The organism is Planococcus donghaensis (assembly GCF_001687665.2).
Lineage (GTDB): Bacteria > Bacillota > Bacilli > Bacillales_A > Planococcaceae > Planococcus > Planococcus donghaensis.
Genome location: NZ_CP016543.2, coordinates 2,188,173 through 2,208,232 on the forward strand (window position 1 = coordinate 2,188,173; position 20,060 = coordinate 2,208,232).

Here is a 20,060-nt window from a genome sequence, read left to right on the forward strand (position 1 = left end):
GCATATTCCGCTAACCATAACTATATCTAAATTCCAGTTGTTTTTCTACATATAACTGAAATTTCCTGATAAAAGAGATGATTTTCACGTAATTGGTCTCACTCTATGCATCTCCTATCATACCTTAACACTTACACTATTTTAAGATAGAAAAAAAATAGTTTTTGAACAGTTTGTGAAGCGGCAGTTATTATGTCCAAATCTTGAAAGTTTCTACTATTGTTGATTTCTCGTTGTATTATGTGGAAATATTCGCTATTATCGAGTATGCAGGTATACGAACGTTGAAAAGTTTTCTATAGAAAAAGTAGGTGGTATTTTGCAGCAAAATAGATATATAAAATGGTTTGCCGTTGCGGCTACTATCGGCATGTTGTTAATCCTTCTCGGCGGCGCACTTGTCACTAAAACCGATAGCGGTATGGGTTGTGGGCGGAATTGGCCAGATTGTAATGGCAAACTAATTCCAGACAACATTACAACTGAAGTATTAATCGAATTTTCTCACCGCCTTGTTACTGGGGTTGTTGGAATATTAATCGTAATCTTAGCTGTATGGGCTTGGAGAAAATTTGGACATGTTCGAGAAACAAAATTTCTTGCGGTTATGGCTGTTTTCTTTTTAGTTTTGCAGGCGTTAATTGGTGCAGCCCAGGTGCTTTGGGGACAAGGTGATTTTATCCTCGCACTCCATTTTGGAATTTCCTTATTATCATTTGCCTCTATCTTGTTATTAACACTTCTAATTTTTGAAGTTGACCGAAAGTTTGATGCAGACCGAGTGCAAATTGGCAAAAAACTGCGTTTCCACACAATTGGAGTCGCTTTATATTCTTACATCGTAGTTTATACGGGCGCTTTAGTTCGCCATACGAATTCTAGCCTTATTTGTTCTGATTGGCCTTTGTGCCGAAATGATACTTTTGCATTCCCAAGCAATATGTACGAATGGGTCCAAATGGGTCATCGTGCAGCAGCTGGTTTGATCGTTGTTTGGCTAGGGTACATTGCTTGGCACGCGATTAAACATTATAAAGATCAACGTGTAATTTATTGGGGTTGGACAATTGCTTTTATCATCGTTCTTCTTCAAGCAACAACGGGTATGCTTGTAGTCTTGACGAAACTAAACTTAGTTGTCGCGCTACTTCATTCATTATTGATTTCAATGCTTTTCGGCTTATTATGCTATATGGTGTTATTAGTATCGCGAAGTCGAATTAAAGATAGTTCTAAATAAAAACAAGGTTGGCGCATAATGCGCCAACCTTGTTTTTATTTTTTCTCCATTTCGATCAATAGATCGCCTGTGGAAATGCCATCACTGGCAACTACATGAATGTCTTGAATCGTTCCATCAAACGGTGCTTGAACAGTTGTTTCCATTTTCATGGCTTCAGTCACAAGTAAATGATCGCCACGTTTTACTTTGGCTCCTTTTTCTGTGAGCACTTTTAAAACAGTCCCTGGCATCGTCGCCGCTATATGACTTTCGTTTGTCGGATTAGCTTTTGGTTTTGCTGTGCTATCCGCTTCTACTGTCATATCTTGAATGCTAACTTCACGAGGTTGACCGTTTAACTCAAAGTAAATGATGCGCGTTCCGTCTTTTTGCGGTTCGCCAATAGACACCATCTTAACCATCAAAGTTTTCCCTTTTTCAATTTCCACTTCGATTTCTTCGCCTAATCTCATACCGTATAAGAATGTCAATGTATCTAGAACGGACACATTCCCAAATTGAATATTGGTCGCTGTGTATTCATCGAATACTTTCGGATATAGGGCATAAGCTAAAATTTCATGGCTTGTTAAAGGACGTTCTAATTTGTCGTATAAAGTCTTTTTAATTTCATCGAAATCTGCTGGTTCTAAAAGTTCACCTGGACGAACGGTAATTGGCTCACGTTCTTTCAAGATGACTTTCTGCAACTCTTCTGGGAATCCACCATGTGGTTGGCCAATATAGCCTTCAAAGAATTCGATAACTGATTCTGGGAAGTCAATTGTTTTCCCACGAGAAATTACCGTTTCTTCATCTAGCTCGTTTTGCACCATGAACAGTGCCATGTCTCCTACTACTTTTGAAGAAGGTGTTACTTTTACAACATCTCCGAATAGCATGTTAACGCGAGAATACATCGATTTAACTTCTTCCCAACGCAACCCTAACCCTACAGCTTTTGCTTGTTGCTGGAGATTGCTGTACTGTCCGCCTGGCATTTCATGTTCATAAATCTCTGAATGCGGGCTATTCATGCCGCTTTCAAAATCAACATAGTACTTACGAACATCTTCCCAATAATGAGACATTTTTTCGAGATTTTTCACATCTGATCGAATTTCACGGTTACCACCGCTCATCGCGTAATGAAGCGAACTTGCACTTGGTTGTGATGTAAGTCCTGCCATCGACCCAAGAGCTGTATCAACGATATCAACTCCAGCTTCAATTGCTTTCGAATACATATAAATCCCGTTACCACTTGTATCGTGTGTATGAAGATGAATTGGCAATGACACAGTATCTTTAAGTTCAGAGACTAAACGATAGGCCGCTTCTGGTTTTAACAGACCAGCCATGTCTTTAATCGCTAAAATATGGGCACCTGCTGCTTCTAATTCTTTTGCCATATCTTTATAGTATTGCACCGTGTATTTGTCTCGACTCGGATCTAAAATATCTCCTGTGTAACAAATCGCAGCTTCTGCAATTTTGCCAGATTGACGAACTTCATCAATCGCCACTTCCATACCTTTGATCCAGTTTAAACTATCGAATATGCGGAAAACATCGATTCCTGCATCTCCCGATTTACGAACAAATTCACGAATTACATTGTCTGGGTAATTTTTATAGCCTACTGCATTTGCACCACGGAACAACATCTGGAACAAGACATTCGGAATATCTTTACGAAGTTTGATCAAACGCTCCCAAGGGTCTTCTTTTAAGAATCTGTAAGATACGTCAAAAGTGGCGCCTCCCCACATTTCAAGAGAAAACAAATCGTGTTGCAAACGGGCAGTTTCTTTCGCAATTTCAAACAAATCATGCGAGCGAACACGTGTAGCAAGCAACGATTGGTGCGCATCGCGGAATGTAGTATCCGTGATCAATACATCTTTTTGTTCGTGAATCCATTTAGTTAATCCATCTGCTCCTTGTGAGTCGAAAATCTGCTTCGTCCCGTTTGGTGCCGGAGCTAGTAGATCCACTTCTGGTTTACGCGGAGCTGTATGGATTGGTTTGTTTTTCTTCTCAATGCCCGGGAAACCGTTGACCGTTACGTTACCGATATAGCTCAACAACTTAGTTCCACGATCTTGTCTCACTGGGAATATAAACAATTCTGGTGTTGTATCGATAAAGCTTGTATCAAATTCGCCTTTTATAAAGTTCTTATGTTTTACCACATTTTCTAAAAATGGAATATTTGTTTTAATGCCACGGATTCGGAATTCTTGTAAATTACGGTCCATTTTAGCTGCAGCTTCCTTGAACGTTAATGCCCAAGTCGAAACTTTTACTAATAGTGAGTCATAATAAGGTGAGATTATTGCTCCTTGGAAACCATTTCCTGCATCCAAACGTACGCCAAATCCACCGCCTGAACGATACACCATCAGCTTTCCAGCATCCGGCATAAAATCATTTAATGGGTCTTCCGTAGTTACACGGGATTGAATCGCGAAACCAAATAATGGGATTTCACTTTGTTGGGGGATTCCTACTTCTTCACTGTGAATCATATGTCCTCTAGCAATATGGATTTGTGCGTGAACAATATCGATTCCAGTAATCATTTCTGTAATGGTGTGCTCTACTTGAATACGTGGATTTACTTCAATAAAATAAAATTCATCGTTCGCTACAAGAAATTCGACTGTGCCGGCATTTATGTAGTCAATATTTTTCATTAATTTAACTGCGGCATCACAAATTTCGTTGCGCAATTCGTTACTAATTGAGTTAGAAGGAGCAATTTCTACAACCTTTTGATGACGGCGTTGAATTGAACAATCTCTTTCATACAAATGAATGACGTTACCTTCTGAATCGCCTAAAATTTGAACTTCAATGTGTTTAGGTTTTTCAACGAATTTTTCGACATACATTTCATCTGAACCAAAAGCTGCTTTTGCTTCAGATTTTGCACGTTCGTAAGAGGATGCTAATTCTTCTTGAGATCTGACAATACGCATTCCGCGGCCTCCGCCGCCAAGAGATGCTTTAATCATTAATGGAAAACCTGCTGTTTTACTGAATTCTTCAACTTCCTCTAAAGACTCAACTGGGCCGTCTGTACCTGGAATAACTGGTATACCAGCGGCAATTGCTTGAGTACGAGCTTTAACTTTGTCACCGAACATATCCAAGTGTTTTGAAGTAGGACCGATAAAGATGATATCTTCTTCTTCACAACGTCTTGCAAAATGCACGTTTTCCGATAAAAAGCCGTAGCCTGGATGAATTGCATCTACATTCGAATCTTTTGCAATACGGATAATATCTTCAATATCCAAATACGCATCGATCGGCTTTTTGCCCTTACCTACTAAATAGGATTCATCAGCCTTATAGCGGTGAAATGAACCACTATCTTCTTGAGAATAAATTGCAACTGTTTGAATTTTCAGTTCTGTACAAGCGCGGAAAATCCGAATAGCGATTTCTCCGCGGTTGGCCACCAAGATTTTGTCAATCTTCTTCACACCGCAGCACACCCTTTACTTTTTCGATTTTTCGTATTTGTTGAACATGGAAACATTCATTAATACTCCCATAGATAAAGATAACAAAATTACAGAAGTTCCGCCATAGCTGATAAAAGGAAGTGTTACTCCAGTTAATGGAATAATCCCAGTTAAGCCGCCTAAATTCACAAAAGATTGAATTCCAATCATGCTTGCAACACCTGCTGCAAGCATTCTAGCTAAAGGATCATGAGTCGTCATAGCAATCCAAAGCCCACGCAAAACAACAAACCCTAAACCACCTAAAACAAAAACCACACCCAATACCCCTAGCTCTTCAGCTATCACTGACATGATAAAGTCAGTATGCGGTTCTGGAAGGTATCCCAGCTTTTGAATCGATTGTCCAAGTCCCAATCCACTTAGTCCACCAGAGCCAATTGCTAAATAGCCATTAACGATTTGAAAACCAAATCCCAATTCATCAGAAAACGGATTAAAGAAAGCATCTAATCGACCTAGACGTTTTTCAGTAAAAATTCGATCACCAGCAAAAATCATAAAAGGAATAATGATCATGGAAGCTGCTGCTACGAATACTGCAGAAAGTCGAATAAATGGTTTTAAACGAACCCCACTTGCCGACATGACCGATAAGCCGACTGCTCCAATAATCAACATGGAGCCAAGATCGGGTTCCAGAAATACTGAAAATAATACAAGCGTTAAAATAATAACGGGAGGTATAATAGACTCGTTTAATTTATTTATAGTACCATTTTTGTATTTGTTAGCAAACACGCCAGATAAGTAAAGAATTATTCCGACCTTCGCCACTTCAGACGGTTGGATATTCGCAAACCCTAAGCTAATCCAACTTTTCGCGCCCCCAGCTGCAAAACCGATAAAATGAACCGCGATCAACCCGGTAAAGATAACGATTAAGATGGTTTTCATCATCCAGCGCTTTTTAAAATGTTTATACGGGAAAACGGCTGCCATCGCAAAAACTGGAAATGCAATTGCTAAGTTTATCAATTGTTGTATGTAGAATCGATCAGGCTCAGATCCATAATAATTGACCGACCAAGCCATACTAGAGCTGTAAATCATAATTAGTCCGAATATCGTTAAAGCTAAATAAGTAAAAAATAAAGGATAGTCAAAGTATTTTGCGTACTTCTTGATGTAAGATTTCATTTTTATACCTCTTTTAATTTAATAGAATAACAAGAAAAGCGCAGGCTGTTGTTTAGATTCCACGGGCATTAGAGGCTCTAGCAAAGCGGCATTCTTTGCCGCACAGCTAGAGTAGCTTATAACCCGAGAATCTGGCAGCAAGAGCTAGACAACAAGAAAAGCGCAGACTGTTGTAAAGGTTCATTTTAAGTAACTAGGTGAATAAAATACTTCCCTTAAATTTCAAAAAAACTCAAACAAAATTCGTTTGAGTTTTAGATCATTTATTTGTATACGCATCGTGAAGAATCGAAAGTTTCTTTTCTAGCGTATCCATTAAATTTTTTCCAGCCTCACGTTCGATTAGCCCTAGCTTAACCGCAAAATCAATTTCGCGTGATAGACCGAACATTTGGGTGTCCAGCACCTCTTCATATAAAGGACAAGATGGTAACGTTAAGTGATCCATTTGCACCTTGATTAATTGTTCGATTTTCTCTGCATCCGCTTTGAGGAGTTCTAAAGCCTTCAAATGGTATGTTTGTTCTTCTGTATGTTCCATGAGGACTCCCCCATTTTTATGAGTTTTCTTCTCTATTTTCCTGTTTAAAGTGTATCTTTTACAAAGGGAAAATGCAAGCCTCTTAGACGAAAGAGATGAATCACTTTAGGAACTTGACACGAAAAGGTATACTATTAAAAGAGTAACTATCTAAATGGAGGGTTTACCCATGGAATTTATCGTACCTTTTAAAGGTGAAGTGAAATTTAAATTGATTCTTGATCCAACTGTATGGATTTTTGACGACCGCAAATTGAATTTAGAGACATATTTTCAAGAAGAACGGATTGAAAAAGATGAGCTCGAAGAATACAAACGCGGGATGGGCGAACATTGGTCTCGAGAAATTATGGAAGGCAATGTTGTACCCCCTACTTTGAATTCAGAAAAAACATACAAGAGCAAAGAAAAAAAAGAAATGCTAACAGGCACTTTTGGCATCTTGTTTAAGCCATTCCTTTTAAATGCAGAACCTTTTGAACATGCAAAGCGGGTGGTCTTTGAGACATTGCACGGGGAGTTCGAGTTTCCGATTGAACATGCTGCACAATTAATATTTAAGTTTAGCGATCACGGAAAACCGTTAAAGGAAGATGGCCCTGTCCATGTGCTTCTTCCGGATGGATCAAATCAAGATAACCCCATTACCGATATCCAAGCCATCCGAGTCGAATAGGAGTGATAAAGCATGCGAGTAAAATGCGTAATTTGCGATAAAATTGAAGAGTTAGTCGATGATACACTCCAGGCCAAGCGCCTGCGTAACAGACCTATTCATACCCATATGTGTGATGAATGCCACAATCGTATAACAGAGCGTACAAAAGAACGCTTAGCAACTGGGGACTTCCGCTTTTACCGAAGCTCTCGTAGCATTGAGGATGACTTCTGATGAAGCTCTTAAAAGGTCTCTGGATCGGATTTTGGAGCGGATTGATTTTAGGGCTTTTGCTAAAATGGGTTCAATCAGTTACCGGAGAACAAGTATACACTCTCCTGTTAAATGTTGATTTTATTCCGATAATTGGAGATGTACAGTGGTCAGAGGTTACAGAGTTTATTTTCCATATGAGCATTTCTTTGGTTATTGGCATTGTTTTCGTGTTTTTAGCAAAACGACGAAAATATACATTCGGCCAATTGGTGATTCTTAGTTTGCTAATGTCCATTCCTTTTCCCTTCCTTTTCTTTTTGCTTGCAGACCTTGCCATCCATGCCGATGTACCAGCAGTTAATGACTGGAGTGCGTTTTTATATTGGGTCTTCGGCCATTTAACATATTCATTATTATTACCAATTTTATACAAAACATTTGAACGCAAAAACGCTGTATCTCAATGAGATACAGCGTTTTCGCGTTTTTCACGCCATAGACGGATTTTGTAAAGAATCAGTATAAGCGCTGCAATAACCAGCCCTTCAACAACCGGTAGGAAAAAGGCTAGAAATGTAAGCCCTAAACCACCAATTGCTAAAAATAGACCAATTGCTGCATTTTTTCCAAGTGATAACTTTTTAGCAAACCCTAACTTATATACAAAAGCCGAAAGCAGAAAAATTACCGCAAACAATGCGTATCCCGCCGCTTCAAAACTCGGCATACTTTGATATAAAATTCGAGCTACCGGATACATACTGTCATAGACAAAAGCTTGTTCGTCCACGTATTATACATCCTTCCTATTCACTTATTCCTCGATGGCAACTTTCTTTTTCTTAGCCATACGCTCACGTTCGTTTTTATCAAGAATCTTTTTACGTAAACGAATCGTTTGTGGTGTGATTTCACAATACTCATCATCATTCAAGTATTCAAGTGCTTCTTCAAGACTCATCAAACGCGCTTTTTTCATCGTCGTTGTTTGGTCTTTGTTAGCTGAACGGATGTTTGTTGCAGCTTTGATTTTTACGATGTTTACTGTTAGATCGCTATCGCGGTTATGTTCGCCGACGATCATACCTTCGTAAATTTCAGCGCCTACTTCAACAAATGCAGTTCCGCGGTCTTCAATACCCATTAAGCCGTAAGTCGAAACTTTACCGCGCTCCATAGATACCAATACGCCTTGACGACGTCCGCCAACACGACCAGAAGCAACTGGCTGGTAGCTATCGAATGTGTGGTTGATGATTCCGTATCCACGAGTTTGTGTCAAGAATTCAGTTGTGTAACCAATCAATCCACGAGCTGGTACGTTAAACACCATACGGACTTGTCCGCTACCGTTGTTAATCATATCCAACATTTCGCCTTTACGTTCACCTAGTGACTCAATGATATTCCCTGTGTACTCTTCAGGTACATCTACTTGAACGCGTTCAACTGGCTCGCAGCGAACTCCGTCTACCATACGTACAATAACTTCAGGTTTTGATACTTGAAGCTCGAATCCTTCACGGCGCATGTTCTCGATTAAAATCGACAAATGCAATTCTCCGCGTCCAGAAACTACCCAAGCATCTGGTGAATCTGTGTTTTCAACGCGCAATGATACGTCTGTTTGCAATTGAGCATCTAAACGTTCTTGAATTTTTCTAGAAGTAATCCATTTACCTTCTTTACCTGCAAATGGGCTGTTGTTAACTAAAAACGTCATTTGTAGAGTTGGCTCATCAATGCGTAAGATCGGTAATGCTTCGCGGTGATCTGCAGGACAAACCGTTTCCCCTACGTTAATGTCTTCCATACCAGAAATTGCGATTAAATCGCCAGCTTCTGCTTTTTGGATTTCCACTCGTTTAAGACCCATGAAACCATGAATTTTCGTAACACGGAAGTTTTTGTACGAACCATCAAGTTTCATCAAAGAAACTGATTGTCCAACTTCAATTGTTCCGCGGAATACGCGGCCAATACCGATACGTCCAACATAATCACTGTAATCAAGAAGAGCTACCTGGAATTGAAGTGGCTCATCTCTGTTATCGACTGGAGCTGGAACGTGTTCCATGATTGCATCATAAATAACTTGCATGTTTTCTTCCTGATCAGATGGATCTGGAGAAAGACTTGCTGTACCATTCATACCTGATGCAAAGATAACCGGGAATTCCAATTGCTCGTCGTTCGCTTCAAGCTCGATGAACAATTCGATGACTTCGTCAACCACTTCTTCAGGGCGTGCAAAGTCACGGTCAATTTTGTTAACAACAACGATTGGTTTTAAGTTTTGCTCAAGAGCTTTTTTCAAAACAAAACGTGTTTGTGGCATACAGCCTTCATAAGCGTCAACTACTAATAGAACACCATCAACCATTTTCATGATACGTTCAACTTCTCCGCCGAAATCGGCGTGGCCAGGAGTATCTAAAATGTTGATTTTTGCGTCTTTGTATTGAATAGCTGTGTTTTTCGCAAGAATCGTAATTCCACGTTCTCTCTCTATATCATTAGAATCCATAGCGCGTTCTTCAACGTGTTCGTTTGAACGGAAAATTCCGGATTGTTGTAGAAGTTGATCCACCAAAGTTGTTTTACCATGGTCAACGTGGGCAATAATTGCAATGTTTCTTAAGTCGTTACGTAAGTTAGTCATATTTTCACTCCAATATTCTTTTTTCGTGCCTATAACTGTGCTAGTATAGCACATATAGGTGTAAAACCCTAAGATTTTATTTCAGGCGGCAAGCTACAGGAGGAAAATCAAGTGATAAATCTCATTAAAAACATAAAATGGATCTTTGTTTTGTATTCCTTGGCAGCAATCGTAGCGATGGTCTTAATTGGCTTGGCTATTGGCTTACGCAGCGTGTTGGGCATATTTGCAGCGATCATGATGCTCGTTTTCGTCATGGGTATAGGTTTCAAAAAGAAAAAAGAAATGCGGGAAGCCGGATTACTATAATTATAAAAAAAGATGCGGAATTCCGCATCTTTTTTTACTTGAATTTTATATATTTATTTAACAGCTCTTGATGAATTGCTGGATTAGCTGCTATAAAAGTGTCTTGTTTTAAAAGATTTGCCGGGTCCCCTTTAAAGTTCGTCGTTATTGCACCTACTTCTTTGGCAATGACCATACCACCTGCAATATCCCATGGCGATAACCTCATTGAAATATAAGCATCGAAACGTCCTGAGGCCACATATGCAAGTTCGAGTGCTGCAGAACCAAAAGAGCGCGTCCCCCTTACATCGCGAATCAATTGAATGATAGCTTCATGTTCTAAATAACGATTTGGGATTGCCCACGTGGCATTCATCGCCACAATAGATTCAGATATGTCTGTTTCCATAAGTGGTCTTAGCTTTTCATTGTTGTAATATGCTCCTCCGTCTTTTACTCCATGATACAAATCATCGTTGACAACATCGTATATATAGCCTAGTTTACCGACTCCATCTTCGTATATCCCTAGAGATATAGCAAAATTGCGTTTTTGATGCACAAAATTCATCGTGCCATCTATTGGATCGAGCAACCAAATGATTCCTTTCGTATTTTGGATATCGTCTCCAAATCCTTCTTCACCAAAAATTCGATGCCCTGAAAAATCTCTGCGAATCCGCTCAATAAAAAATTGCTCAATTTCTTTATCCATATTGGTTACCAAATCATTTGCATTCGATTTTGATTCAATTGTGATATCCGTTAAAAAGGAATTACGAATTCGATGCCCTGCTTCTTTAATCAATGATTTTATGTATCTATCCATAGCGTGTAAATCCATTTATAAACGCCTCCTTATTAATTTTAGTATAACGAAAAAGGCATCTGCTGTCTTACTCTAGCAGATGCCTTTAGTGTATAGATGGATTAGAGCGCATGGAGGGCCTCCAGTTCAACGTGAATTTCATGGAGCCGCTGCTTGCTTTTTGTCATTTGATGTTCATCTTTTTGTTGCATTGCGTCGAATAGTGAAGCAAGTTCATAGTCAAGTTCCAATTTCAGCACATGAATATATTCTTTCTCTACATCCGCTTTTCGGATTATCTGAACCATCTGTTTCATAATGAGCACCCCTTTCTTACCAAACTCCGAAAATTCTGACTATTTTTGTTACAACTTAATAATACCACTTTTTTCTGACAAAATCCATTGGCAGGAACGTATTTATATTCTTTTTTCCCAAACTTCGTTAAAATGAAACCTGATTACTTAAATTAAGGGAGGATTTTTTTTGAAGCCTTATTGGACTGAACAAGATTTTGATGTTTTTAACACTCCAGGATTAGATGCACGAATGTCTGCATTAACTGACCTTATCCGACCAAAATTCGCGGAACTTGGCACTGATTTTTCATCGTTTTTCTCTGGGAAAACAGGAGATGAATTTTTCCCGCACGTTGCTAAACATATGCGCAGAACGGTAAATCCTCCGAATGATAGTTGGGTAGCTTTTGCTCCATATAAAAGAGGATATAAAGCGGTTCCGCATTTCCAAATTGGTATGTGGGAAAGTCATGTATTTGTAATACTAGCTGTTATTTATGAAGCTCCAAATAAAACAGCGATGGCTGAAAATTTATTGCATTCAGAAGTTCTAAAAAGTTTGTCTGGTGAATTTGTTATTTCTGGCGATCATATGAAACCGCAATCCGCTGCTTTAAACGAATTAGAGGACGATGGTCTTGATAAATTACTCATTCGTTTGCGTGATGTAAAAAAAGGCGAATTTGTTATCGGACGCCATTTAACTAAAGACCAGGCTGCATTTTTTACGAAAGAGCAGTTTTATCAATTTGCTGAAGAAACATTCGAAGCTTTGTTACCTGTTTACCAAACCTTGCTTCAATCCACAAAAAAACCTGTTAGCCGTTGAAGCTACAGGTTCTTTTTTCTTACTTCTTTTTCAATTTGATCTTTTGATCATCGGTTCCAGCTTTCATCTCTTTAATCACCGGAAAACTCGCATAGCCGCTTTCTTCTTCAAATTCACGAAAATACGTTTTTTCTTCAGATATAGCAGGAACTACTTGCTTGAATTTACGGTACCGCGTTAACAACTCTTGTCTATTGATGCCATTTTCATAGGCCATTTCAATTGCTTCAAAAAAACTGACAACGTCAATGATTTCTTCCGTTGACCATTCAATAGAAAATGGATAAGAATAATCCATTTTTCATCCCTCTTTTCATCTAATGATTGACCATTTTTCACGGATTTCTTCCGCTTGCTTGACCATGCCTGCAATCAACTCTTGAACTGTCGGCACATTTTTAATCAGTCCTGTTACTTGTCCAGCCCAGCCAAAACCTTGGTCTTTATCTCCATTATAGATGAAACGCTTGTTGGCTTCACCACTAATATATTCTTTTAAAGCTTCATAAGTAGGCGTTTGACTTTCGATTTCCAAAATCTTGTCCGTCCAGCTATTTTGCAAAGTTCTTGCAGGCGCGCCTATACTGCGTTTAATAATAACTGTATCGTTCTCCGAGCTATCGACTAATTGCTGTTTATAGGCATTAGATGCATGAACACATTCTTTTGTAGCTATAAAACGTGTACCCATTTCAATTCCTTCTGCACCTAATGCATGCGCTGCCATCCATCCTCGTCCATCCCCAATTCCACCTGAAGCAATAACAGGAATCTTCACAGCATCGACTACTTGAGGAATTAGCACCATTGTGCCGATATCATCACGTCCTAAATGTCCGCCCCCTTCTTGCCCGACAACCATTACTGCATCAGCACCGAGACTTTCCGCTTTTTCAGCTTGTCTTCTAGCAGCGACGAGAACCAATTTTTTAATATCGGTTCCTTTTAGTTGTTCAAATATAGGAGTTGGGTTCCCTCCAGTCATGGAAACCACTGGCACTTTTTCTTCAATTGCCACCTCGAGCATATGTGAAAATGCCCGACCGTGTTCACCAATCGCAAAATTAACGCCAAAAGGCTTGTCTGTTAACTTTCTAACTTTTTGGATTTCCATTCTCAATTCTTCCGGTGTAGATAGGCTCATCGCTGTAATCTGCCCAAGGCCACCTGCATTTGAAACAGCAGCGGCTAGTTCTGCATAAGCTAAATAGGCTAAGCCTCCTTGGATGATCGGATAGCGGATTCCAAGTAGCTCCGTTACCTTTGTTTTGAACTCCATTCACTCACTCCTTTTCTCTCTATACCAAATGTATTCGCTTCCATATTGGAAAATCCTTTTATTTATACTATAGTAGGGTACATCATGCTATAATTCTTTTTGTTTTCATTTTATTTAGTGAGGTGGGCTTATCATTGTCTCAATTAGAAACTCCGTTATTTGATGCACTTTTAAAGCATCGAAATCGGCACCCGATTCAATTTCATATTCCTGGTCATAAAAAAGGACAAGGCGTCGATCCTGCATTTCGGGAATTTGTTGGCGATAACATTCTTTCCATTGATTTGATCAATATTGCACCTTTGGACGACTTACATTCTCCAAAAGGTGCCATTAGAGAAGCACAAGAACTAGCTGCCAAAGCTTTTGGTGCAGATCATACATTTTTTTCTGTACAAGGTACAAGTGGCGCAATTATGACGATGATCCTAAGCGTTGTCGGACCAAACGATAAAATTTTGGTTCCAAGAAATGTTCATAAATCAATTATGTCTGCGATTGTTTTTGCTGGAGCAATCCCAATCTTTATTCACCCAGAAGTAGATACGGAACTTGGTATTTCACATGGAATTTCAGCAGAAGCTGTCGAAAAAGCATTGGTTGAATATCCAGACGCTAAAGCCGTATTGGTTATTAATCCGACTTATTTCGGCGTAGCTGCTGATTTAAAACGGATTGTTGATATTGCGCACGATCGCAATGTACCAGTTTTAGTTGATGAAGCACATGGCGTTCATATTCATTTTCACAAGTCTCTGCCTGTTTCTGCAATGGCAGCAGGTGCAGATATGGCCGCAACTTCTGTTCATAAACTCGGTGGTTCAATGACACAAAGTTCTGTATTAAACGTGCGTGAAGGTCTCGTATCACCAAAACGCGTACAGTCTACCTTATCGATGTTAACCACAACTTCAACTTCATATCCGATATTGGCTTCTCTAGACACAGCACGTCGCCAATTAGCCGTTCACGGGTTTGATTTGATTGACCGGACTATTCGTTTGGCTCAAGATGCACGCAAACGAATTAACAAGATTCCTCATTTGTATTGTGTGGGGAAAGAAGTGTTACATTCGTCGGCCACTTTTGATATGGATCCGACAAAATTATTAATAAGCGTTAAAAACTTGGGCATTACGGGGCATCAAGCCGAAGAATGGCTAAGAGAAAACGCAAATATTGAAATCGAACTTTCCGACTTATACAACATTCTTTGTTTGGTCACACTTGGCGACAGCCGCAAAGAAGTCAATCTACTGATCAACGCTCTTCAACGCATGAGCGAAACATTAGATAGCGATGCTGCAGTTGTTGAACCTGTTGTCATGATTCCAGACATCCCTAGACTTGCAATGACGCCACGAGATGCTTTTTATGCAACGACGGAAGTTATTTCGATCAATGACGCTGTGGGACGCATTTCCGCAGAATTTATTATGGTTTATCCGCCAGGTATTCCCATTTTCATTCCTGGAGAAATTATCACGGAAGAAAATATTAACTATATTCACATGAACGTAGCTGCTGGTTTACCAGTACAAGGACCAGAAGACGACACCCTACAAATGCTACGCGTAATAAAAGAACAACAAGCTATTAGGTAGTTAAGAAAAGTGAAAGTGCCTGGTCAGCTCCGACAGGCACAAGTCAACCCGGCAGTGTGGCGTTCTTTGCCACGCAGCTGGGTTGACTTATGTCCCGAGGAGTTAGGCACTTGCAACTAGACATGAAAAGTGGAAGCAGCCATGTAGATTCGACAGGCAAAACACTATACTTTATATTAAAAACGATTCACAGAATTTTTCTGTGAATCGTTTTTTTACATTCCTTCAATTTCTTTTGGATCTACAAATCCATAACCTTTATCTTCTAACCCTTGAAGAATTCCTGGCAACGCTTCAACTGTCCAGTCACGATCGTGCATCAGTAAATTAGCTCCATTATTTAAATACTCTGTATTCACCATAATATCTGTTAAAGTTTCTGCATTTTGATATTGTTTTTCCCAATCATAACCGTATGTCCAGTTCATCAATACCATTTTTTCTTCTGCCACTAACTGCTTACTAAAATCTGTATTAGAACCAAATGGTGCACGGAAAAACTTGGGTTTTTCACCTGTAACTTCTTCTATCAGGGCACTTACTTTTAAAATTTCTTGTTGTTGTTGTTGTTCCGTTAATCCTTTTAAATCTTGATGGCTGTATGTGTGATTCCCAATTGCAAAACCCATTTCATGTATTTTTTTTAGTTGTTGTTTTTTTTCATCAGTCGCTAAAAAATGACCATTCACAAAAAATATAGCGGGAACCCCTTGGCTTTTCAAAGTCTCTGCCATTTCTATTGAATGCTTGTCTGGTGCGTCATCAATTGTCACGAGCACTACTTTCTTATCTGCATCTGCCATAGGCTGCACAGACCAATTTGCTGAATTGACTTTGTATTGAGGTTCCGTGACCTGCTCTTCTACTTCTTTTACTTCTTCAACTTCTTTTGCTTCTTCTATTTCTTCTTCTATTTCTTCTTCTATTTCTTCTTCTTTTTCACCTTGCACTTTTGTTTCTGTATTTTTTTCTACCTCTTCTGTTTTTTCCTCTTCGCCCGAGGATGTATTTGTTTCTTCTCCACATGCTGTTAGGAAAAGAGACATTGCAGCAATCATTATCCATTTTTTATGTATCATTTCAAAACACCCCTTCAATAAACAAATCTTACCATGAGAACTCAGTTTGTTCCAAAAAAAAAGAAGCCGCAGATGCGGCTCCTTCATAATTTACTTGATGATGTGAATTGGTGTTCCAAGAGCTACTTCTGCAGCTTCCATCGTAATTTCAGCAAGTGTTGGGTGAGCGTGGATTGTCATTGCGATATCTTCCACAGTCATGCCTGCTTCGATAGCAAGTCCGATCTCAGCGATCATATCTGATGCGCCAGCTCCAACAATTTGTCCACCTAACAACAAGCCGTCAGATTTACGTGAAACAAGTTTCACAAACCCTTCAGAAGCGTTAAGTGCCAGTGCACGGCCGTTAGCTCCGAATGGGAACTTAGCAGCTGTTACTTCAAATCCTTCAGTTTTTGCTTGCTCTTCAGTTAAACCGACGCTTGCAAGTTCAGGATCTGTAAAGCAAACCGCTGGAATTGCTAAATAATCAACTTCAGATTTTTCGCCAGCGATTGCTTCAGCAGCAATTTTGCCTTCGTAAGAAGCTTTATGAGCCAATTGCAAACCAGCTACAACATCACCGATTGCATAGATATTCGGGATATTTGTACGGCATTGCTTATCAACTTCAATCAAGCCACGGTCAGACATGTTTAAGTTTAATTCTTCAAGACCCATTTCGTCTGTGTTTGGACGACGGCCAACTGTTACAAGAACATAATCTGCTTCAAGCGTTTTTTCTTCTCCGCCTGCTTCGTATGTTACTGTAACGCCAGAATCAGTTTCTTCTACACCTTTAGCAGATGCTTTTGTGATGACTTCAACGCCTTTTTTCTTCAATCCTTTTTTAACAATTGACGTCATTTGTTTTTCAAATCCAGCAAGGATGTCTGGTGCGCCTTCAAGAATTGTTACTTCAGATCCAAGGTTCGCATACGCAGTTCCAAGCTCAGTACCGATATAGCCCCCACCAATAACAATCAATTTGCCTGGGATTTCTTTAAGAGCTAACGCTCCCGTAGAATTGATAACACGGTCTGTGAATTTGAAAGTTGGAATTTCAACAGGACGAGATCCTGTAGCAATAATAGCGTTTTTGAATTTGTACGTTTGTGCTGAATCTTCATCCATAATACGAACTGTGTTTTCGTCTACGAAATAAGCTTCACCGCGTATAATTTCAACTTTGTTTCCTTTTAGAAGGGATTCAACTCCGCCCGTTAATTTCTTAACGACGCCATCTTTGAATGCTTGTGCTTTTTCAAAGTTGATTGAAACTTCTTTCGCCACAATACCCATATCATCTGAGTGTTGAGCTTCTTCAAAACGGTGTCCAACAGAAATCATCGCTTTAGAAGGGATACAACCAACGTTTAAACAAACGCCACCAATATATTCTTTTTCAACGATTGTTACTTTTTGACCAGTTTGTGCTGCACGAATAGCTGCAACATAACCACCAGGACCAGAGCCAATTACGAGCGTGTCTGTTTCGATCGGGAAATCTCCTACTACCATAAGTTTTACGCCTCCATTAATAGTAATTCAGGTTCACTTAATAAACGTTTAATATGATTTAATGCGTGCTGCGCTGTTGCGCCATCGATCATTCTATGATCAAAGCTCAATGACAATGCTAACACAGGTGCTGCTACAATTTCACCATTTTTAATTACAGGTTTTTCCGCAATGCGGCCAATTCCAAGAATCGCTACTTCTGGGTGGTTGATAACTGGTGTAAACCATTGTCCACCGGCAGAACCGATATTTGTAATCGAGCATGATGCGCCTTTCATTTCAGCAGCTGATAGTTTACCATCGCGCGCTTTTGTAGCTAAGCCATTAATTTCATCAGAAATTGCGAATACCGATTTACGGTCTGCATTTTTAATAACAGGAACCATCAACCCTTTTTCTGTATCCGCAGCAATTCCGATATTGAAATAATGCTTTTGAATCACTTCGCTTGTTTCATCATCAAATGATGTGTTTAAAGCTGGGAATTCACGCAATGTACTTACTAACGCTTTTACTACATATGGTAAATAAGTCAACTTAATTTCTTTTTCTGCAGCAATGTCTTTGAACTTTTTGCGATGTGCGACAAGTTCAGTAACATCCACTTCATCCATTAGCGTTACATGAGGAGCAGTATGTTTCGAATGAACCATTGCTTTCGCAATTGCTTTGCGAATTCCAGACATTTTCTCACGTGTTTCAGGGAATTCACCTTCAGGAGCTGCTGCCGCTTTTGGCGCTGCTGCTTTTTCAGTGCTTTCTTCTGTTGTTTCTTGTGACGCTTCAGGAGCTTCAGATGCTGGCGCTTTTTGATCACCATTCATGAAGGCTTCTACGTCTTCTTTTAAAACACGACCATTATTACCTGATCCAGTCACTTGTTTAATATCAACATCGTTGTCGCGCGCAAATTTGCGAACGGATGGCATTGAAATAACGCGAGCATTCGGGTCAGATTCTTTTGTATCTTTAACCTGTTCACCAGCACCAGTTTCTTCTTTTGGTGCGTCTTCTTTCGCAGGTGCTTTATCCACATCTTCGCCAGATTCAGCTGTACCTGATTGAACTTGCTCTTCAGTTTCTTCTTTTTCTTCAGGCTCAGCTTCTTTTTTGTCGCTGTGCCCGCCTTTGAAACTCATTTCTTCAGCGTCGGGTGCATCAATGCGAACTAATACATCGCCTACTACCGCAACAGTTCCTTCTTCTACCAATACTTCTTCAACTGTTCCTGAAACTGGTGAAGGAATTTCGACTACTGCCTTATCATTTTGCACTTCGACAAGAATATCGTCTTCTTCAATTGTATCTCCTGCTTTTACGAACCATTTTACGATTTCACCTTCATGGATACCTTCTCCGATATCCGGCAAACGAAATTCAAAAGCCATGCATATCACCCTTTCGGTTCTGTCTAATTAAAACGTAAGTACTTTTTTCGCTGTTTCTAGTATATCCTTCGAATTTGGTAACCAAACTTCTTCTGCTTGTGAGAACGGGAAGATTGAGTCTGGCGCCGTCACACGAAGAACAGGTGCTTCTAAGCTAAGGATTGCACGATCTGTAATTTCAGCTACCACGCTCGCTGCAATTCCAGCTTGTTTTTGAGCTTCTTGAACGACCATTGCGCGACCAGTTTTTTCAACTGAAGCAATAATTGTTTCAATATCAAGCGGTTGGATCGTACGAAGATCGACCACTTCAACCGAATAGTTTTCTTTTTCAAGTTGTTCTGCTGCTTTGATACTTTCTTGTACCATTGCACCGTATGCAATAATCGTTAAATCTTTACCTTCACGTTTTACATCAGCTTTGCCTAAAGGAATTGTGTATTCTTCTTCAGGTACTTCTTGACGGAATGAACGGTATAGTTTCATGTGCTCTAGGAAAATAACGGGATCGTTATCGCGAATTGATGAAATCAATAAGCCTTTAGCATCATATGGTGTAGAAGGAATAACTACTTTTAATCCTGGCTGAGCTGCCATTAATCCTTCTAGAGAATCTGCATGCATTTCAGGTGTATGAACACCGCCGCCAAATGGCGAACGGATTGTCACAGGAGAAGTTAAAGTTCCGCCACTACGGTAACGCATACGCGCCATTTGGCCGCTAATAGAATCCATTACTTCAAAAACAAATCCGAAAAACTGAATTTCTGGAACTGGACGGTATCCTTGCAAAGCCAAACCAATGGCCAAACCGCCAATACCTGACTCAGCTAAAGGTGTATCAAAAACGCGGTCTTCACCGAATTCTTTTTGTAGACCTTCAGTTGCGCGGAATACACCGCCGTTATTTCCTACATCTTCACCGAAAACAAGAACGTTTTCATCGTTCTTCATCTCTGTTTTCAGAGCGTCGGTAATTGCTTGGATCATTGTTAATTGTGCCATGGC

The 20,060-nt window shown here is 39.7% G+C and carries 20 protein-coding genes; 7 read left to right on the forward strand and 13 right to left on the reverse strand.

Annotation, left to right across the window (positions count from 1 at the left end):
• The first annotated feature begins 319 nt into the window (after nucleotides 1–319).
• Nucleotides 320–1,240, forward strand: coding sequence for a COX15/CtaA family protein (locus BCM40_RS11015; RefSeq protein WP_065525886.1), 921 nt, complete (start codon nucleotides 320–322; stop codon nucleotides 1,238–1,240).
• A gap of 35 nt (nucleotides 1,241–1,275) precedes the next feature.
• Here the strand turns inward: BCM40_RS11015 and pyc are convergent, their stop codons facing one another.
• The 3 genes from pyc to BCM40_RS11030 form a co-directional block, all read right to left on the reverse strand.
• On the reverse strand, nucleotides 1,276–4,716 hold the full coding sequence (gene pyc, locus BCM40_RS11020; protein WP_065525885.1) for a pyruvate carboxylase: 3,441 nt from the start codon (nucleotides 4,714–4,716) through the stop codon (nucleotides 1,276–1,278).
• 15 nt (nucleotides 4,717–4,731) lie between these two features.
• Nucleotides 4,732–5,898: an FtsW/RodA/SpoVE family cell cycle protein gene (locus BCM40_RS11025; protein ID WP_065525884.1), complete on the reverse strand. Its 1,167-nt coding sequence runs from the start codon at nucleotides 5,896–5,898 to the stop codon at nucleotides 4,732–4,734.
• A gap of 259 nt (nucleotides 5,899–6,157) precedes the next feature.
• On the reverse strand, nucleotides 6,158–6,439 hold the full coding sequence (locus BCM40_RS11030) for an Fpa/YlaN family protein (protein ID WP_008429175.1): 282 nt from the start codon (nucleotides 6,437–6,439) through the stop codon (nucleotides 6,158–6,160).
• A 169-nt stretch (nucleotides 6,440–6,608) separates the two neighbouring features.
• On the opposite strand from BCM40_RS11030, the gene BCM40_RS11035 reads away from it, so the two are divergent.
• The 3 genes from BCM40_RS11035 to BCM40_RS11045 are packed head-to-tail and all read left to right on the forward strand — an operon-like array spanning nucleotide 6,609 to nucleotide 7,780.
• Entirely contained in the window at nucleotides 6,609–7,115 is a 507-nt protein-coding gene (locus tag BCM40_RS11035) for a hypothetical protein (protein WP_065525883.1), read from the forward strand.
• A gap of 12 nt (nucleotides 7,116–7,127) precedes the next feature.
• Complete coding sequence (locus tag BCM40_RS11040) at nucleotides 7,128–7,331, forward strand: YlaI family protein (protein ID WP_065525882.1); 204 nt, start codon at nucleotides 7,128–7,130, stop codon at nucleotides 7,329–7,331.
• Entirely contained in the window at nucleotides 7,331–7,780 is a 450-nt protein-coding gene (locus BCM40_RS11045; RefSeq protein WP_065525881.1) for a hypothetical protein, read from the forward strand. The genes BCM40_RS11040 and BCM40_RS11045 overlap by 1 nt, the downstream gene beginning before the upstream one ends.
• On the opposite strand, the gene BCM40_RS11050 is transcribed toward BCM40_RS11045, so the two are convergent.
• Nucleotides 7,774–8,103 carry a YlaH-like family protein gene (locus BCM40_RS11050; protein WP_065525880.1) on the reverse strand — a complete coding sequence of 110 codons (330 nt, stop codon included), beginning with the start codon at nucleotides 8,101–8,103 and terminating at the stop codon, nucleotides 7,774–7,776. The genes BCM40_RS11045 and BCM40_RS11050 overlap by 7 nt on opposite strands.
• 24 nt (nucleotides 8,104–8,127) lie before the next feature.
• Nucleotides 8,128–9,975 (reverse strand): translational GTPase TypA, encoded by a 1,848-nt coding sequence (typA, locus tag BCM40_RS11055; RefSeq protein WP_065525879.1) that lies wholly within the window; start codon nucleotides 9,973–9,975, stop codon nucleotides 8,128–8,130.
• Between the two features lie 111 nt (nucleotides 9,976–10,086).
• On the opposite strand from typA, the gene BCM40_RS11060 reads away from it, so the two are divergent.
• Nucleotides 10,087–10,284, forward strand: coding sequence for a YlaF family protein (locus BCM40_RS11060; protein ID WP_420330049.1), 198 nt, complete (start codon nucleotides 10,087–10,089; stop codon nucleotides 10,282–10,284).
• 34 nt (nucleotides 10,285–10,318) lie between these two features.
• Here BCM40_RS11060 and BCM40_RS11065 read toward each other — a convergent pair whose 3' ends face one another.
• Both BCM40_RS11065 and BCM40_RS11070 read right to left on the reverse strand, forming a co-directional pair.
• Nucleotides 10,319–11,110 (reverse strand): inositol monophosphatase family protein, encoded by a 792-nt coding sequence (locus BCM40_RS11065; RefSeq protein ID WP_065525878.1) that lies wholly within the window; start codon nucleotides 11,108–11,110, stop codon nucleotides 10,319–10,321.
• Between the two features lie 86 nt (nucleotides 11,111–11,196).
• Nucleotides 11,197–11,391 carry a hypothetical protein gene (locus tag BCM40_RS11070; RefSeq protein ID WP_008429874.1) on the reverse strand — a complete coding sequence of 65 codons (195 nt, stop codon included), beginning with the start codon at nucleotides 11,389–11,391 and terminating at the stop codon, nucleotides 11,197–11,199.
• Between the two features lie 169 nt (nucleotides 11,392–11,560).
• On the opposite strand from BCM40_RS11070, the gene BCM40_RS11075 reads away from it, so the two are divergent.
• Nucleotides 11,561–12,202 carry a YktB family protein gene (locus BCM40_RS11075; protein ID WP_065525877.1) on the forward strand — a complete coding sequence of 214 codons (642 nt, stop codon included), beginning with the start codon at nucleotides 11,561–11,563 and terminating at the stop codon, nucleotides 12,200–12,202.
• A 19-nt stretch (nucleotides 12,203–12,221) separates the two neighbouring features.
• Here the strand turns inward: BCM40_RS11075 and BCM40_RS11080 are convergent, their stop codons facing one another.
• Both BCM40_RS11080 and BCM40_RS11085 read right to left on the reverse strand, forming a co-directional pair.
• Nucleotides 12,222–12,500, reverse strand: a complete 279-nt coding sequence (locus BCM40_RS11080) for a UPF0223 family protein (RefSeq protein ID WP_065525876.1) — start codon at nucleotides 12,498–12,500, stop codon at nucleotides 12,222–12,224.
• Nucleotides 12,501–12,515: 15 nt separating this feature from the next.
• The gene (locus BCM40_RS11085; protein WP_065525875.1) at nucleotides 12,516–13,481 is read right to left on the reverse strand and encodes an NAD(P)H-dependent flavin oxidoreductase; all 966 of its coding nucleotides are present in this window, start codon (nucleotides 13,479–13,481) and stop codon (nucleotides 12,516–12,518) included.
• Between the two features lie 134 nt (nucleotides 13,482–13,615).
• Between BCM40_RS11085 and BCM40_RS11090 the strand changes: the two genes are divergently transcribed.
• Nucleotides 13,616–15,085, forward strand: coding sequence for an aminotransferase class I/II-fold pyridoxal phosphate-dependent enzyme (locus BCM40_RS11090; RefSeq protein WP_065525874.1), 1,470 nt, complete (start codon nucleotides 13,616–13,618; stop codon nucleotides 15,083–15,085).
• Between the two features lie 215 nt (nucleotides 15,086–15,300).
• Here BCM40_RS11090 and BCM40_RS11095 read toward each other — a convergent pair whose 3' ends face one another.
• The 4 genes from BCM40_RS11095 to BCM40_RS11110 all read right to left on the reverse strand — a co-directional run bounded on the left by BCM40_RS11095 (nucleotide 15,301) and on the right by BCM40_RS11110 (nucleotide 20,057).
• Nucleotides 15,301–16,164 carry a polysaccharide deacetylase family protein gene (locus BCM40_RS11095; protein ID WP_065525873.1) on the reverse strand — a complete coding sequence of 288 codons (864 nt, stop codon included), beginning with the start codon at nucleotides 16,162–16,164 and terminating at the stop codon, nucleotides 15,301–15,303.
• Nucleotides 16,165–16,254: 90 nt separating this feature from the next.
• Nucleotides 16,255–17,664 (reverse strand): dihydrolipoyl dehydrogenase, encoded by a 1,410-nt coding sequence (gene lpdA, locus BCM40_RS11100; RefSeq protein ID WP_065525872.1) that lies wholly within the window; start codon nucleotides 17,662–17,664, stop codon nucleotides 16,255–16,257.
• A 5-nt stretch (nucleotides 17,665–17,669) separates the two neighbouring features.
• Complete coding sequence (locus BCM40_RS11105; protein WP_065525871.1) at nucleotides 17,670–19,052, reverse strand: dihydrolipoamide acetyltransferase family protein; 1,383 nt, start codon at nucleotides 19,050–19,052, stop codon at nucleotides 17,670–17,672.
• A 27-nt stretch (nucleotides 19,053–19,079) separates the two neighbouring features.
• Nucleotides 19,080–20,057 (reverse strand): alpha-ketoacid dehydrogenase subunit beta, encoded by a 978-nt coding sequence (locus BCM40_RS11110; protein WP_065525870.1) that lies wholly within the window; start codon nucleotides 20,055–20,057, stop codon nucleotides 19,080–19,082.
• Between the last annotated feature and the right edge of the window lie 3 nt (nucleotides 20,058–20,060).

Excerpts from the sequence above, each read along its gene's own strand:
- BCM40_RS11025 (WP_065525884.1), bottom strand. The coding sequence starts at position 5,898 with ATGAAATCTTACATCAAGAAGTACGCAAAATACTTTGACTATCCTTTA.
- BCM40_RS11030 (WP_008429175.1), bottom strand. The coding sequence starts at position 6,439 with ATGGAACATACAGAAGAACAAACATACCATTTGAAGGCTTTAGAACTC.
- BCM40_RS11035 (WP_065525883.1), top strand. The coding sequence starts at position 6,609 with ATGGAATTTATCGTACCTTTTAAAGGTGAAGTGAAATTTAAATTGATT.
- BCM40_RS11040 (WP_065525882.1), top strand. The coding sequence starts at position 7,128 with ATGCGAGTAAAATGCGTAATTTGCGATAAAATTGAAGAGTTAGTCGAT.
- BCM40_RS11045 (WP_065525881.1), top strand. The coding sequence starts at position 7,331 with ATGAAGCTCTTAAAAGGTCTCTGGATCGGATTTTGGAGCGGATTGATT.
- typA (WP_065525879.1), bottom strand. The coding sequence starts at position 9,975 with ATGACTAACTTACGTAACGACTTAAGAAACATTGCAATTATTGCCCAC.
- BCM40_RS11065 (WP_065525878.1), bottom strand. The coding sequence starts at position 11,110 with ATGGATTTACACGCTATGGATAGATACATAAAATCATTGATTAAAGAA.
- BCM40_RS11070 (WP_008429874.1), bottom strand. The coding sequence starts at position 11,391 with ATGAAACAGATGGTTCAGATAATCCGAAAAGCGGATGTAGAGAAAGAA.
- BCM40_RS11080 (WP_065525876.1), bottom strand. The coding sequence starts at position 12,500 with ATGGATTATTCTTATCCATTTTCTATTGAATGGTCAACGGAAGAAATC.
- BCM40_RS11085 (WP_065525875.1), bottom strand. The coding sequence starts at position 13,481 with ATGGAGTTCAAAACAAAGGTAACGGAGCTACTTGGAATCCGCTATCCG.
- BCM40_RS11095 (WP_065525873.1), bottom strand. The coding sequence starts at position 16,164 with ATGATACATAAAAAATGGATAATGATTGCTGCAATGTCTCTTTTCCTA.
- lpdA (WP_065525872.1), bottom strand. The coding sequence starts at position 17,664 with ATGGTAGTAGGAGATTTCCCGATCGAAACAGACACGCTCGTAATTGGC.
- BCM40_RS11105 (WP_065525871.1), bottom strand. The coding sequence starts at position 19,052 with ATGGCTTTTGAATTTCGTTTGCCGGATATCGGAGAAGGTATCCATGAA.
- BCM40_RS11110 (WP_065525870.1), bottom strand. The coding sequence starts at position 20,057 with ATGGCACAATTAACAATGATCCAAGCAATTACCGACGCTCTGAAAACA.